This window comes from Streptomyces atriruber, from assembly GCF_001418325.1.
Classification (GTDB): Bacteria; Actinomycetota; Actinomycetes; order Streptomycetales; family Streptomycetaceae; genus Streptomyces; species Streptomyces atriruber.
Genome location: NZ_LIPN01000042.1, coordinates 1 through 14,035 on the forward strand (window position 1 = coordinate 1; position 14,035 = coordinate 14,035).

Here is a 14,035-nt window from a genome sequence, read left to right on the forward strand (position 1 = left end):
GCGGTGTCGAGGGCGGGCCGGACAGCTCTGGCCCAGGAGTGGGGCGCGCGTGACGTGCGTGGCGGGGTGCGGAGCGCGGGCGCGGCGTGGTGGCGAGGGAGCCGTCCGGGCCGGTGGGGGTGGCGCGGCCGGTGGGACCGGCCGGGCCGTTGTGGCCGACGTGGCCGGCGAGGTCGTCGGGGCCCTCGGGACCGAACCCCATGGGCAGCGGGGCGAGTTGATCGAAGATCTCGATGAGCTCGTCGTCCGGGACCGGCTCGGGCAGCATCTCCGCGGCCGAGGCCAGTGCCTTGCGTGCGCCCGTGGCCGTACGGAAGCGCGTTTGCGGATCCGGCTGGAGGAGGGTGGCGATGACCTGCCAGAGGGGCTCAGGAACGCCCTGAGGGGCCCGTGGAGTGCCGTGTTCGGCGAAGTGTTCGATCAGGGCCCTGGCGTCCGGCTTGGCGCCTTCCAGGAGGTACAGGGCGACCAGGCCGACCGCGAAGAGGTCGGCGGTGAAGTCCGGTTCGGCGCCCAGCATTTGTTCGGGGGCGAAGTAGCCGGGCGTACCGACCACGTAATCGGTCTCGGTCAGCCGTGGCTCGCCCTTGCGCATCGAGATGCCGAAGTCGGAGAGGCGCAGGTGCGGGCGCCCGGCGCCGGTGGCTTCCAGCAGGATGTTGGCCGGTTTGATGTCGCGGTGGACGACACCTTCGGCGTGGACGGCCGCCAGGCCGGAGAGGAGCTGGTCGAGGAGGGTGCAGACGAAATGGGGCGGGAGCGGGCCGTAGTCCCCGATCACGTGTGCCAGCGAGCCGCCGCCGACCAGGTCCATGGTGAACAGGACCTTGTCGTCGTCGGCGGCCCAGCTGGCGGGCGCGAGCACATGGGGGTGGTCGATCCGCAGGGCCTGTTCCCGGACGAACCTCAACAGTGCGTGTGCGTCGCTCTGCTGGAGGACCTTGGCGGCCACGTACCGGTGCCGCCTGTGGTCCCACGAGCGCCAGACCGCCCCGACTCCCCCGTGTCCGATCGGGTCGACCAGCTCGTACCGGCCGGCGAAGACCTCACCCATGGTCGCGCTCCGCTCCCCTTCCGGGCCGCGCGCGGCCCGGTCGACGGCTCAGCTCTGGTGCGCCTCGTAGTGGGCGACCGCGTCCGCGGTGCGCCCGGCGCCGTACACCCGGAGGAACTCTGCCAGTTCCGGGTGGGTCGGGGCGAGGGAGTCAGCGGCATCGATGATGTCGCCGGCCGCCGCGACGGAGCGCAGCAGTGACTGGATCTCACGCACCACGCGCTTGACGGTGGGCGCGCCCGAACTCGTTGCCGTCTGAGAGGTGTTGGTGAGGACGGAGCCGCCCTGGGACTTCTTGATCTCGTCCATGCGGTCGGTGGCCTCGGCGGCGCTGACGCTGCCGTCCGCGACCTGGCCCGCCAGTTCCTGGAGGAGCTGGACGCGCTGGACGACCGCGGGATTGCCGATCTTGGCACGCTGACCGCTCATCAGCTGGGACAGCATGGGCGCGGACAGGCCGAGGACTCCGGCGAGCCGTGCCTGATTGAGGCCCAGATCATCGATGAGGCGACGGAAGAGCGCCCCCAGCGGCTCCCCGTACCAATTCCGCTGGAGCTCTCGTGCTCTCGCGGTGGTGTCTTGCTGTGCGGCGTCCATTGCGTCTCCCCATCGCTTCCCCTAAGACCGTGGTTCGCTGCCGCGAACCACGTCGAGCATCTTACGGAGAGTGGTCGTGGACCGGGACCCCCAATCCTTTTGCGGGATCCGGGGGGTGACCCGGTACTCTGGTCTGCGATGCACGTCGGGACGTGATTCTTCCGGTTCGGCGTATCCGTCACGGGGCCTTAGCTCAGTTGGTAGAGCGCTGTCTTTGCATGGCAGATGTCAGGGGTTCGACTCCCCTAGGCTCCACAAGAAAATGCCCTCTGGCCTGCGGAAACGCAGGGATTCGGAGGGCATTTCGCGTGCTCTCAGCTCGTGGCGCCGACGAGGAGTTCTCTGATCCGCTCCTCGGCCTCGGCGGTGAGCTCCGTCAGGGCGAAGGCGGTCGGCCACATAGTGCCGTCATCGAGGTTCGCCACGTCGTTGAAGCCGAACGTCGCGTACCTGGACCTGAACTTCTGGGCGCTCTGGAAGAAGCAGAGGACCTTGCCGTCCTTGGCGTAGGCGGGCATCCCGTACCAGAGCTTCGGTGAGAGGGCCGGGGCGGTGGCGCGTACGAGGGCGTGGAGGCGTTCGGCGAGGGCGCGGTCCGCGTCCGTCATCTCGGCGATCTTCGCGAGTACGTCGGGCTCCCCGTCCGCCGAGGCCTTGCGTGGGCCGGGACTGCGGCGGCCGGATGTCCTCAGCTCCTTGGCGCGGTCCTTCATCGCGGCCCGCTCTTCCTGCGTGAAGGTGCCCGTGGTGCTCTCGGCGGACTTCGATGCGGTCGATGTGTTCTGCACGGCCTGGTCTCCCTCTGCTTCTCGTACTGCTTCTGCTTCTGTTCTTGTGCACGGTTCGGGGTGGGGCGGGGCGGGTCAGTCGAGCCAGTGGGACTTCCGCATGAGGTCGCGGCCCCGCAGTTCGTTCGACTCCCGCCAGGCCTGGATGTGGTGGGGAACGACGCGGAACCAGCGGTACGGAGCGGTCTCCTGGCGTGGGTCGAAGCCGGTGCGCGCGGTGAACCGGTCGCCCTGTTCCCGTGGCGGTTCGTCGATCCCGAGGACCTGGACCTCTCCCTCGATCACGGTCACGTCCCGGGTGCTCCCCAGGGCCAGCCGGGCGGTCCCGGTTGCGGCCAGGTTTCTGCCGGTCGGGCTGTCGGCGGGGGTCGCCAGCCACAGTGCTTCGCCGTCCCAGTCGAAGGAGAGCGGCACGAGGTACGGGGTGCCCTCCGCCGACGCGCTGGCCACCCAGACGTCGACGTCGTGGGCGAGCCGGTGCTCGGTGTCGTGGCGGCGCTGGGCGCGGGGGCGCGGGGCGGCGGTCATCGGTCCGGTGGGATCGGTCCGGCGGGCATCGTTCCGGCCGGTCATCGGTCCTGCAGGAGGCCGAGGACGTTGCCGTCGGGGTCGGTGACGGTGGCAACCAGGCGGCCGCCGCCGACGTCGTGCGCGGCTTCCGTCACGGTTGCGCCCGCGGCCTTCAGCTGGGCCAGCTTCGTCTCGATGTCCGGCACGTGCCAGTAGGCCAGCGACGAGGTCAGGCCCTGCGGTCCGCCGGACGGCAGCAGGCCGACGTGCTGACCCGCGACCTCGAACCCGACGTAGTAGGGCTCGTCGATCTGCGGCGGGACACCGAGCAGGGCGGTGTGCACGGCCTTGGCGCGCGCCAGGTCGGAGACGGGGTGCAGAACGGTCCTGAGTCCCGGCGTCGCGGCGTCCGTCGGTGCGGCATCCGTTGTGGCAGTACTCGGGGCGGCAGTACCAGGGGTGGGCGAAGCGGGCGTGGAGGTGGTGGGCATGGTCGCTCCAGGGGGCGGTGTGTGCTGGCCGGGAGTCCGTGTCCTGCCGTCCCGGTTGCTGTGGTCACAGCCTCGTCCTCAGGGGGTGGCGTCCGCCTCCGTGCTGACCACGGATCCCGCCACTGATCCGCCACGCATAATGCCTCCGTGCCCACTCCAGCTGTCTCGGCCCGGGAATCCGAGGTGCTCGCGCTGCTCGGCGAGCACCTCAGCAACGCGGAGATCGCCGCGCGCCTGTTCATCTCCGTACGGACGGTCGAGTCCCACATCTCCTCGCTGCTGCGCAAGCTGGAGGCACCGGACCGGCGGGCGCTCTCCCGGCGGGCGCTCTCCGAGCGTGCGGCCGAGGCCTCCCGAGCCGAGTCGGCCCCCGAGGCTCCCGATGCCCCTGAGGCCCCCGCGGCTCCGGCCCTCCCGGCACCGCTGACGGCGTTCGTCGGCCGGGTGCGGGAGCGCGAGGAGCTGGCCGGGCTCGTGAAGGCGCACCGGCAGGTGACCGCGGCCGGACCGGGCGGGGTGGGCAAGACGCGGCTCGCCCTGGCGGTGGCGGCGGAGGTGGCCGACGACTTCGCCGACGGGGTGTGGTTCGTCGACCTGTCCCCGGTCACCGATCCGGCACGGGTCGGGGCGGCCGTGGCGGCGGCCATGGGGGTGGGCGAGCAGCCCGGTCGCGGTGTCGACGAAGCGGTGGTCGCGTCCCTCGCCGACCGGCAGGCGCTGCTGGTGCTGGACAACTGCGAGCAGATACGTGACGGAGTGGCGCCGTTCCTGGAGCGGCTCCTGGTGGCCTGCCCGCGGTTGAAGGTGCTGGCGACGAGCCGGGCGCGGCTGATGGTCCCGTTCGAGCGGGTGCACCAGGTTCCGCCGCTGTCCTGGGCCGACGGGGGCGAGTCCGATGCCGTCACTCTGTTCATGGAGCGGGCGTCGGCTGCGGGGGCGGCACCGGATCCCTCTCTGCGCGACCGGATCGCTGCCGTGTGCGAACGGCTCGACGGTATGGCCCTGGCGATCGAGCTGGCGGCGGCGCGCTGGCCGACGCTGGGTCTCGACGGCCTGACGGCCGGCCTCTCCGATCAGCTGCGCGTCCTGGCGGGCGGATTCCGCGCCGAGGACCGGCACCGGTCGGTGCGGGCGGCGCTGGACTGGAGTCACGACCTGCTGGAGCCGCAGGACCGCGTCCTGCTGCGCCGGATCTCCGTGTTCGCCATGCCCTTCACCGTCGAGGACGCCGTCGCGGTGGCGGCTTTCGCCCCGCTGGAACCGGCCGCGGTGGCCGACGGACTGGGCAGGCTCGCGGAGCAGTCCCTGCTCGCCGCGGCACCGTCGGTGACGCGGCACGCGCGACCTTCCGCGACCGGATTGCGGTACCGGGCGCTGGAGACCATCCGCCAGTACGGGACGGAACGGCTCGCCGACGCCATCGAGCTGACGGACGTCCGGTCCCGTCACGTGGCGTGGTGCCTGAGGGGCGCGAGCGAGCTGGCCGGTGGCGGTGCCGACGCCGACGGGTTCAAAGGTGGCGTTGGTGGTGTTGGCGGCGGCGACGCCGACGGGGATGGTGTTGACGCGCGGGCCCGGTTCGACGCACTGGCGGACGACCTCCGTGCCGCTCTCGCCTGGGCCGCCGCCCAGCCCGACCGGCAGGAATCCGCCCACCGTCTCGCCCTGTCGCTGGCCGGGCTGGCCTTCTCCCGCAACCTGCTCGGCGAGGCACAGCAGCGCTTCGAGCAGGCCGCCGCGCTCGCCGACACCTCTGTCGGGTCTGTGGGGTCTGTCGGGCCGGGAGCCCTCGCCGCCGCCACGGCCCTGCGCGAGGCCGCCGCGGTGGCCGGGTGCCGCAGGCTCGGCGAGGACATGTTCCGCCTGCACCGCGCCGCCGCGCAGGCCGCCCGCCGGGCAGGCGACACCGCGGGCGCCGGCCGCGACCTGGCGGCGGCCGCCACCAACGCGTACCGCTTCTCCGCCACGTTCACCCGGCTCCCCGGCACGGACGAGGTCGCCGCCGTGCTCGCGGAGGCGCGAGAGCTGATCGGCACCGGCGGCGGGGGCAGCGACAGCCACGGTGACCTCGTCGGCGCGGCCGCCATGGCGCTGGCCGAGGCGGCGGTGACCGCGGACGCCTACGGCGCGGTGCAGGGAGACGCCGACAACACCGCGCAGGACACCGTCGGATACGCCGAGCGAGCCGTCGAACTGGCCCGGCGCACGGGCGATCCGGTGGCCGAGTCCGCCGCCCTCGACGCACTCTCCGGTGCCAGGAGCTGGGCCGGCGACTCCTTCGGCGCCGCGGCAGCCGCACGCCGCCGCATCGACATCCTGACCTCGGCACCGGGCGCTCCCGCCCGTGCCTCCGCGCCCGCCTCCACCCTCGCCGGTACGCACGAACGCCTCGCCAGGACGCACGAACGCATCGACGCCCTCGCCATGGCCGCCGGGAACGCCCTCGGCGTAGGAGACCTGCCGCGGGCCCTGCGGTGGAGCAGGCAGCTCGCCGACCACCCGCTGCTGGCCGAGGCGGGTCACCATGCCGTGTCCTGGCTCCTGATCAGCGAGGCGCTCGCCGGTCACACCGACGCCGTGCTCACGGGCAGCGTGCGGTTCCTCGACGCGTGGGAGCAGAGCGGTCGGCAGCGGTCGTTCGTGCTCGGCCCGGCCGCCGCGGCGGTCGCGATGGTCCACGGACTGCGCGGTGACCAGGACGCTCGGGCGAGCTGGCTCGCGATCGCCGACCGCGCGGGCCCCGTCCTGGACCACCGCCACGGCTATGGAGCCGTCTTCGACGCGATGGTCCTGCTCCACGACGGGGACCCCGAGGCGGCGCTGGATCGGGTCGCTCCCGAACCGGACGAGGTGTGGAAGTGGGTCTGCTGGGTCTGGCTGCACTGGTACGTGGCGCTGAGGGCGGAGGCGTCAGCGCTGGTCGGGCATCCGGACGCGCGGGCCCGCATCGACGCCGCTCGGCGCATCGTCACCGGCAACCCGGTCGCCACCGCCCAGCTGGACCGGGCCGAGGCGCTGCTGGACGGCGACCACGTCACACGGGATGCCCGGCAGTGATGTCACCGACGTCGTGCAGGCTCAGCGGGGATTCTCCTGCGACCGAAGCCGAAGCCGAAGCCGAACCCGGATCCGGGGCGTAAGCCGAAGCCGAACCCGAACCCGGGGCGTAAGCGGCGATCGGGTCGAGCACAAACGCGACGTGGTCGCCCCCGTCGCACCGGTCGTGGATGCGGCCGACGAACCAGGCGAGGGAGTCGGACAGCAGGACGGCTCCCCCCGGACCCTCTTTCCAGTCCAGTCCGGAGAACTTGTCGGTCCGGGCGCTGCAGAGCGACCCGAAGCGTGCCGCGAGGTCGTGCCGGTGCCGGGGCAGTTGGTGCACCGCGAGGGTGGTTGCCGTCAGGGCGAGCCGGTAGGTGTGATTGGCCTTGGAGAGCCATACGGCGAACCGGACGGGCTGAATCGAGCACTGGCTCGCGAAGCCGACCAGACAGCCCGCGCGCTGTCCGTCCGCCGCGGCGGTGACGACGTACGCGGAGGAGTCCGCGAGCCCGGTGAAGGCCGCGATGCCCTCGTCCACGGCACCCAAGGCATCCCCTTCCTCTCCATGCCCGGACCGCGGTTCGTTGTTTCACGTGAAACAACGCGGGGGTGGGAGACCAACCGGCCTCCCACCCCGCTCCTACTCGCTACGACCCACTGGCTCTGTACGGCCTCCGCATGCCTGCGTGGCGACGACGTCAGCCCCGCTTGTCCCGGTCAGCCGCTTCCGCCTCGGCCTCTGCCTGCTTGGCCTGCACCTCGGGGTCGAGGGCGGCCTGGCCGCTGCCGTCGACGGAGGTCAGCGGCGTGCTGTCCGGGACCTCCGTGGCCGCGGGCGGCTCGACCAGCCAGTCGGGGTTGGCCTGCTTGTCCCACCACTTCCACGCGGCAATCGCGCCACCCGCGACGATGCCGATGACCGCGAGGCGCTTGGCCAGGCGGCCCGCCCGGGCCCTGCGCTGGTGCTTGCGGGCCAGGCGCTGGACCTCCTTCGCCGAGACCTGACCGCGCAGCGCGGCGAGCGCCGCCGTCCCGCGGGACGTGGCCTCCTCGCGGACGGGCTGCGCGGCGGCGACCGCGTGCTCGATGCGGGGCCTGGAGTAGTCGGCGGCCTGGCGGGCAGCCTTGCGGGTGCGGGCCGCGGCTTCGTGCGCGGCGTGGTCGACCTTCGGCGGCACATGCGTGCGGGCCTGCTCGACACGGGGAGCGACGTGGGTGCTGTACTGGACACGGGCCTGATCAGCGGCCTGCTGGGCAGCCAGCGACACCTTGGGCGCGAGCCGTGCGCGCGCTTCGTGGGCGTAGTGAGTGGCCCGGTCCTTGGCCGTGTCGGCGTAAGGGGCCACCGCGTCCGCGGCGTGACGCACGCTGTCCTTGGCCGAGCCGGTCGCGGCGCGCACGCTGTCGATGCGGGTCACGGGATCCTCCTCCTCGGTGGCGTATAGGTATGTCACCTTTCCACCCTTTCAGGGATCATGCCTTTCGGATCGCTCCGATGACATGCGAGGGCGGGCATCCGGGTCATGGAAGCTGACCCCGGCATCCTGAGTTCCATTTTCTGAGCGTTTCAGTCTCTGAACCAGGCAAAATCTCCGCAGCGGAGAGCTCTTGGCCGACAATGCCACGGATCCCTCCGGCGCGCGCCCACTCGGTGGCTACTCGTCCCAATCCGGTCCGTGCGAGGATCGGGGTGTCACAGAAGACAACGGAAGGCAGATCGTGGCTGAGCAGCTTTACGCCACCCTGAAGACCAACCAGGGCGACATCGAGGTACGGCTTCTGCCGAATCACGCGCCCAAGACGGTCAAGAACTTTGTTGAGCTCGCTCAGGGCGAGCGCGAGTGGGTCCACCCCGCGACCGGCAAGAAGACCACGGACCGCCTGTACGACGGCACCGTCTTCCACCGCGTCATCAGCGGCTTCATGATCCAGGGCGGCGACCCGCTGGGCAACGGCACCGGTGGCCCGGGCTACGAGTTCGAGGACGAGTTCCACCCGGACCTCGCCTTCGACAAGCCGTACCTCCTGGCCATGGCCAACGCCGGTCCGGGCACCAACGGCTCGCAGTTCTTCGTGACTGTCGCGCCGACCGCGTGGCTGACCCGCAAGCACACGATCTTCGGCGAGGTCACCAACGACGCCAGCAAGAAGGTCGTGGACGCCATCGGCGGCACCCAGACCAACCCGCGCACCGACCGCCCGGTCAGCGACGTGGTCATCGAGTCCGTGGTCATCGAGACCCGCGACGCCTGACCTGCGCGTACCCACGCGTATCGCGAGGGAACCAAACCGCCCCGCCCATCCGTAAGGAAGGGCGGGGCGGTGCGTTGCCGCGCGTGCCGTCGCAGTGCCTTCGTACGGAGATTGAGGGGACCCCCATGGACCAGGCGCCAGGCAGTCCACAGGAGCCGCAGGGGGCGTCGGGTGTGCCCGGCTGCTACCGGCATCCGGACCGTGAGACCGGCATCACCTGCACGCGCTGTGAGCGCCCCATCTGCCCCGAATGCATGATCAGTGCATCGGTCGGCTTCCAGTGCCCCGAGTGCGTCCGTGACGGTTCGGGCACCGGTCACGCGCCGACGGCGAACCAGCCGCGCACGGTCGCGGGCGGCACGGTCGCCGCCGACCCGCGCCTGGTCACCAAGGTCCTGGTCGGGATGAATCTCGCCCTGTTCTTCGTGCAGCTGACGGTCGGGGACAGCTTCACCGACCGCTTCGACCTGCTGGGCCGGGCCTATGTCCCGGAGTTCGGCTCGGTCGAGGGCGTCGCCGAGGGCCAGTGGTACCGCCTGGTGACGGCGATGTTCCTGCACAGCAGCTATATGCACATCGCGTTCAACATGCTCAGCCTGTGGTGGATCGGCGGCCCGCTCGAAGCCGCTCTCGGCCGCGTCCGCTACCTCGCGCTCTACGCGGCCTCGGGGCTGGCGGGCAGCGCGCTGACGTATCTCCTCGAAGAGCCGTTCAGGCCCTCGCTCGGGGCGTCCGGCGCGATCTTCGGACTGTTCGGCGCGACCGCGATCCTGATGAAGCGGCTGAACTACGACATGCGGCCGGTCATCGCTCTGCTGGCGATCAACATGGTGATCACCTTCTGGTGGCCCAACATCGCCTGGCAGGCGCACGTCGGCGGGCTCGTCGGCGGTGTCATCGTCGGCTATGCGATGGTGCACGCGCCCCGCGAACGGCGCAGCCTCATCCAGTACGGCAGCTGTGCACTGGTGCTCGCCGCGGTTGTGGTCATGGTCCTCGTGAGGACCGCGGAGCTCACCTGACGTACCGACGTTGTCCACAGCGTGTGGCGGATCTTGTGCATGCTGTGGGGAACAACCGTGCCCCCTGTCCCTGACCTGGGTTTCCCCAGCAAGGACAAGGGGCGGGCGGCGAACAGAGTTCCGGTCGGCCAGTCACACCGGCGTCAACCGGCCGAAGGTTATCCACAGATCTTCAGACCTTTTCCCCATGTGGATAGCGCTGTGGATAACTCAGGGCAAGGCTTGCGTTCGGCCGGAGGCCTACTTCCACTGGGTGGAGACGCCGAACCCCGCGGCGATGAAGCCGAAGCCCACCACGATGTTCCAGTTCCCCAGCGGATCGATCGGCAGCTTTCCGTCCGTGACGTAGAAGACAACGATCCAGGCGAGGCCGATGAGGAACATCGCCAGCATGACCGGCGCAACCCAGCTGCGGTTGGTCAGCTTGATGTTCGTCGCCTTCTTCGCGGGCGGCGGCGTGTAGTCGTCTGCCTTCTTGCGGATACGTGACTTCGGCACGAGGGTCTCTCCTGTCGATGCGCTGCGTGGCCGCGCAGGTAACTGTTGTCTGGCGCCGGGCGGGGCGTTACGGGGAGCTGAAGCCTCCCCCGGGCGTCCGTTAGCGTAGTGCTTCCGCGGCGCCTAAGGAGATAAGGGTACGTTGAGCAATTCTGCCGACTCCCACAAAGGTCCCGTTCGTCGCCCCCGGTGGCGTCCGGTTCGGGTGCTTACGGGTGCTGTTTTCGCCCTTGCCGGGTTGATCTTCTTCACCAGTTTCAACACGGCCAAGGGCACCAACATTCGCACCGATGCCTCCCTGCTGAAACTCTCCGACCTCATTCAGGAGCGCAGCCACAAGAACGGCGCCCTCGACGAGTCCAACGGCACCCTGCGCGACGACGTCGAGTCGCTCGCCCAGCGCGACAGCGGCGGCACCAAGGCGGACGACGCCCGGCTCAAGGCGCTGGAGGGGAACGCCGGTACCAAGAAGCTCAGCGGTAAGGCGGTCTCGGTCACCCTCGCCGACGCCCCGCCCAACGCCACCGCCAAGCTCCCCGGCTACCCCGAGCCCCAGCCCAACGACCTGGTCATCCACCAGCAGGACCTGCAGGCCGTGGTCAACGCCCTCTGGAAGGGCGGCGCCGAGGGCATCAAGGTCATGGACCAGCGCCTGATCTCCACCAGCGCCGTGCGCTGCGTCGGCAACACCCTGATCCTCCAGGGCCGCGTCTACTCACCGCCGTACAAGGTGACCGCGGTCGGCGACCCCGACAAGCTCAAGAACGCCCTCGCGGCCTCCCCCGAGATCCAGAACTACATGCTGTACGTCAACGCGTACGGACTCGGATGGAAAGTGGATGACGACGGAGCGGTGACTCTTCCCGGCTACTCGGGCACAGTGGATCTCCATTACGCGAAGCCCGTGGAGTAGCAGCCAGGGAGGGACCGTCCTGTGTCCGTGCGTGTGCTCGTCAGGACGTTCAGCGAACTGTGCATCACCGTCGGCACACTGATCGTGCTCTTTGTCGTGTACGTCCTGTTCTGGACCGGTGTGAAGGCCGACAACGCCATGGACAGCCAGATCGACGAGCTTCAGGACCGATGGGCGCAGGGCGCCGTCTCCGCGGGGACGGACGACAAGCCGACCGAGAGCTCACCGGACTCGCTGGACGAACCCGCCCCTTACCAGGACGGCAAGGCCTTCGCGGTCATGTACATCCCGCGGTTCGGTTTCACGTGGAACAAGCCCGTGCTCCAGGGCACCGGCACCGACGTCCTCAAGAAGGGCCTCGGCCACTACGCCTCCACCGCCCGCCTCGGCCAGAAGGGCAACTTCTCCGTCGCGGGCCACCGCCGCACCTACGGCGACCCCTTCAAGGACTTCCCGAAGCTGCGCCCCGGCGACCCCGTCGTCCTGACCGACGGCGCGACCTGGTTCACGTACCGCATCGACAAGAAGCCCTACAAGACGCTCCCCAGCGACATCGACGTCATTGATCCCGTGCCGCGCAAATCCGGCTATGACGGCCCGGGCCGTTACCTCACCCTTACGACCTGTGAACCAGAGTGGGGCCACAGTCACCGGCTGATCGCCTGGGCACATCTGGACGCGACCCAGCCCGTGGAGGCAGGGAAACCGGAGGCACTGCGCCGTTAGTCTGGTGCGGTACGGCGAGGGAGGCCTGGCCGTACGCGACGGAAGGGACGGCATGTACGGCTGGATCTGGCGGCATCTGCCGGGAAACGCATGGGTGAGGGCACTGATTTCCCTGGTGCTCGTCTTCGCCGTGGTCTATGTGCTGTTCCAGTACGTCTTCCCGTGGGCCGAGCCGCTGCTGCCCTTCAACGACGTCACCGTGGACGGCCAGTGAGCGCCGCCGGCGGCCGCAGCCGCATTCTCGTGGTGGACAACTACGACAGCTTCGTCTTCAACCTCGTCCAGTACCTGTACCAGCTGGGCGCCGAGTGCGAGGTCCTGCGCAACGACGAGGTCGAGCTGCGGCACGCGCAGGACGGCTTCGACGGCGTGCTGCTCTCCCCGGGCCCCGGCACCCCGGAACAGGCGGGCGTGTGCGTCGAGATGGTGCGGCACTGCGCCGCCACCGGCGTGCCCGTCTTCGGCGTCTGCCTCGGCATGCAGTCCATGGCCGTGGCGTACGGCGGTGTGGTGGACCGCGCCCCGGAGCTCCTGCACGGCAAGACCTCGCTCGTCCGCCACGAGAACAAGGGTGTCTTCGCGGGCCTGCCGTCCCCGTTCACCGCGACCCGTTACCACTCGCTGGCCGCCGAGCCCGCCACCGTCCCGGCCGACCTCGAGGTCACCGCGCGCACGGAGGACGGCATCATCATGGGCCTGCGCCACCGTGAACTCGCGGTCGAGGGGGTCCAGTTCCACCCGGAGTCGGTGCTGACCGAGCACGGCCACCTCATGCTGGCCAACTGGCTGGTGGAGTGCGGCGACACCGGAGCCGTCGCCCGATCGAGCGGGCTTGCCCCGGTGGTGGGCAGGGCCACGGCGTGACGGACCTGCGCCCCGAGCGCGACTCCTCCGGAGCCCCGTACGACGCGGATGACGCGTACGGGGACGCCGGTGCGTTCGAGGCGGCGGTCGATGACCTGGCGGACCCCCTGACGGATCCGCTGCCGGGGCAGCACCCCTCGCCGTGGTTCCGCAGCGGCGGCGCGGAGCCGGAGCGGACACCCGCCGCGCGGACAGCGGCGGAGCCGCAGGAACAGGAGTGGTACGACCCCGAGGGGTACGCCCGCGACTGGTACGGGCAGCAGCAGCAACCGCAGCAGCAGCCGCCGCCCGCGCAGGGCCAGCAGCCGCCGCCGCAGACCCCCGAGCCCACGTACGAGCAGCTGTACGGCGCGTACGCCCCCGAACAGCCCGTCTCCGAACAGCCCGCCCCCACGTACGAGCCCGTGTCGGACGACGAGACGGTGGGGCTGCGGACCGACGACACGCGGCGAATAGCCGAGCCGGAGCCCGACCGCCCCACCGAGGGCCGGGCCGCCCGCCGCAAGGCCGCCAAGAAGGGCGGCACGCGCCCCGCGGAGTCCCGGCCGGGCGCCCCGCTCTCGCGCGTGGAGGCCCGCCGCGCGGAGCGTGCCCGCAGGCCGTCGCCGGGCGCGGTGATCAGCCGGGGCCTCGGCGAAGTCTTCATCACCGTCGGCGTCCTGATGCTCCTCTTCGTCACGTACCAGCTCTGGTGGACGAACATCCGGGCCCATCAGCAGGCCAACGGCGCCGCGCACGACCTCCAGGAGAGCTGGGCCAAGGGCAAGGGCAAGCCCGGCAGCTTCGAGCCCGGACAGGGCTTCGCGCTGCTGCACATTCCGCGCCTCGATGTCGTCGTGCCGGTCGCCGAGGGCATCGACAAGCAGCAGGTCCTCGACCGCGGCATGGTCGGCCACTACAACGAGGGCGCCACCAAGACCGCGATGCCGGAGGCCAAGCAGGGCAACTTCGCGGTCGCGGGGCACCGGAACACGCACGGCGAACCGTTCCGCTACATCAACCGCCTGGAGCCGGGCGACCCGATCGTCGTAGAGACGCAGGACAAGTACTTCGTCTACAAGATGGCGAGCATCCTGCCGCAGACGTCGCCCGGGAACACGGGCGTGATCGGTCCCGTCCCCCCGGGTTCGGGCTTCACCAAACCCGGCCGGTACATCACACTTACCACCTGTACCCCGGAATTCACGAGTAAGTATCGAATGATCGTCTGGGGCAAGATGGTCGAGGAGCGACCGCGCGACAAGGGCAAACCGAGCGCGCTCGTGAACTAGAACGGT

Annotated in this window: 15 protein-coding genes and 1 tRNA gene; 8 read left to right on the top strand and 8 right to left on the bottom strand. The window is 70.4% G+C overall.

All coding sequences use genetic code 11. The features are described 5' to 3' along the window. Both AOK03_RS05130 and AOK03_RS05135 read right to left on the bottom strand, forming a co-directional pair. Window positions 1–1,054 (bottom strand): serine/threonine-protein kinase (locus AOK03_RS05130; RefSeq protein ID WP_244177484.1); only part of this gene is annotated, 1,054 nt, incomplete at its 3' end. Between the two features lie 48 nt (window positions 1,055–1,102). Further along, entirely contained in the window at window positions 1,103–1,651 is a 549-nt protein-coding gene (locus tag AOK03_RS05135) for a helix-turn-helix domain-containing protein (RefSeq protein ID WP_055563954.1), read from the bottom strand. A 182-nt stretch (window positions 1,652–1,833) separates the two neighbouring features. Between AOK03_RS05135 and AOK03_RS05140 the strand changes: the two genes are divergently transcribed. Then, a tRNA-Ala gene (locus AOK03_RS05140) sits at window positions 1,834–1,906 on the top strand. 59 nt (window positions 1,907–1,965) lie between these two features. On the opposite strand, the gene AOK03_RS05145 is transcribed toward AOK03_RS05140, so the two are convergent. From AOK03_RS05145 to AOK03_RS05155, 3 genes are all read right to left on the bottom strand, one after another. Continuing rightward, window positions 1,966–2,364, bottom strand: a complete 399-nt coding sequence (locus tag AOK03_RS05145; RefSeq protein ID WP_244177487.1) for an iron chaperone — start codon at window positions 2,362–2,364, stop codon at window positions 1,966–1,968. A gap of 150 nt (window positions 2,365–2,514) precedes the next feature. Next, window positions 2,515–2,967 carry a pyridoxamine 5'-phosphate oxidase family protein gene (locus AOK03_RS05150; protein ID WP_055563978.1) on the bottom strand — a complete coding sequence of 151 codons (453 nt, stop codon included), beginning with the start codon at window positions 2,965–2,967 and terminating at the stop codon, window positions 2,515–2,517. A 41-nt stretch (window positions 2,968–3,008) separates the two neighbouring features. Then, on the bottom strand, window positions 3,009–3,440 hold the full coding sequence (locus tag AOK03_RS05155; protein WP_157868866.1) for a VOC family protein: 432 nt from the start codon (window positions 3,438–3,440) through the stop codon (window positions 3,009–3,011). A gap of 147 nt (window positions 3,441–3,587) precedes the next feature. Between AOK03_RS05155 and AOK03_RS05160 the strand changes: the two genes are divergently transcribed. Further along, window positions 3,588–6,497: an ATP-binding protein gene (locus tag AOK03_RS05160; protein WP_079074494.1), complete on the top strand. Its 2,910-nt coding sequence runs from the start codon at window positions 3,588–3,590 to the stop codon at window positions 6,495–6,497. On the opposite strand, the gene AOK03_RS05165 is transcribed toward AOK03_RS05160, so the two are convergent. After that, entirely contained in the window at window positions 6,475–7,029 is a 555-nt protein-coding gene (locus tag AOK03_RS05165) for a flavin reductase family protein (protein ID WP_079074495.1), read from the bottom strand. The two genes, AOK03_RS05160 and AOK03_RS05165, sit on opposite strands and share 23 nt — an antisense overlap. A 151-nt stretch (window positions 7,030–7,180) precedes the next feature. Further along, window positions 7,181–7,900: a DUF5324 family protein gene (locus AOK03_RS05170; RefSeq protein WP_055563957.1), complete on the bottom strand. Its 720-nt coding sequence runs from the start codon at window positions 7,898–7,900 to the stop codon at window positions 7,181–7,183. Window positions 7,901–8,201: 301 nt separating this feature from the next. On the opposite strand from AOK03_RS05170, the gene AOK03_RS05175 reads away from it, so the two are divergent. Together AOK03_RS05175 and AOK03_RS05180 are read left to right on the top strand one after the other, a co-directional pair. Beyond that, window positions 8,202–8,735 (top strand): peptidylprolyl isomerase, encoded by a 534-nt coding sequence (locus AOK03_RS05175; protein ID WP_055563958.1) that lies wholly within the window; start codon window positions 8,202–8,204, stop codon window positions 8,733–8,735. 125 nt (window positions 8,736–8,860) lie between these two features. Further along, window positions 8,861–9,757, top strand: coding sequence for a rhomboid family intramembrane serine protease (locus AOK03_RS05180; protein WP_055563959.1), 897 nt, complete (start codon window positions 8,861–8,863; stop codon window positions 9,755–9,757). A 240-nt stretch (window positions 9,758–9,997) separates the two neighbouring features. On the opposite strand, the gene crgA is transcribed toward AOK03_RS05180, so the two are convergent. Beyond that, a complete protein-coding gene (gene crgA / locus AOK03_RS05185; protein ID WP_055563960.1) occupies window positions 9,998–10,255 on the bottom strand; it encodes a cell division protein CrgA in 258 nt (85 codons plus the stop codon). A 142-nt stretch (window positions 10,256–10,397) separates the two neighbouring features. Between crgA and AOK03_RS05190 the strand changes: the two genes are divergently transcribed. From AOK03_RS05190 to AOK03_RS05210, 4 genes are all read left to right on the top strand, one after another. Next, window positions 10,398–11,168: a DUF881 domain-containing protein gene (locus tag AOK03_RS05190; RefSeq protein WP_055563961.1), complete on the top strand. Its 771-nt coding sequence runs from the start codon at window positions 10,398–10,400 to the stop codon at window positions 11,166–11,168. A 27-nt stretch (window positions 11,169–11,195) separates the two neighbouring features. Continuing rightward, on the top strand, window positions 11,196–11,894 hold the full coding sequence (locus AOK03_RS05195; protein WP_079074497.1) for a class E sortase: 699 nt from the start codon (window positions 11,196–11,198) through the stop codon (window positions 11,892–11,894). A gap of 210 nt (window positions 11,895–12,104) precedes the next feature. Then, window positions 12,105–12,758, top strand: coding sequence for an aminodeoxychorismate/anthranilate synthase component II (locus AOK03_RS05205; RefSeq protein ID WP_055563964.1), 654 nt, complete (start codon window positions 12,105–12,107; stop codon window positions 12,756–12,758). Continuing rightward, the gene (locus AOK03_RS05210) at window positions 12,755–14,029 is read left to right on the top strand and encodes a class E sortase (protein ID WP_055563965.1); all 1,275 of its coding nucleotides are present in this window, start codon (window positions 12,755–12,757) and stop codon (window positions 14,027–14,029) included. Before AOK03_RS05205 ends, AOK03_RS05210 begins: the two co-directional genes overlap by 4 nt. Window positions 14,030–14,035: the final 6 nt, after the last annotated feature.

Bases quoted from the DNA above. Each gene is read 5' to 3' on its own strand.
- AOK03_RS05135 (WP_055563954.1), bottom strand. From the start codon at position 1,651: ATGGACGCCGCACAGCAAGACACCACCGCGAGAGCACGAGAGCTCCAG.
- AOK03_RS05145 (WP_244177487.1), bottom strand. From the start codon at position 2,364: ATGAAGGACCGCGCCAAGGAGCTGAGGACATCCGGCCGCCGCAGTCCC.
- AOK03_RS05150 (WP_055563978.1), bottom strand. From the start codon at position 2,967: ATGACCGCCGCCCCGCGCCCCCGCGCCCAGCGCCGCCACGACACCGAG.
- AOK03_RS05155 (WP_157868866.1), bottom strand. From the start codon at position 3,440: ATGCCCACCACCTCCACGCCCGCTTCGCCCACCCCTGGTACTGCCGCC.
- AOK03_RS05180 (WP_055563959.1), top strand. From the start codon at position 8,861: ATGGACCAGGCGCCAGGCAGTCCACAGGAGCCGCAGGGGGCGTCGGGT.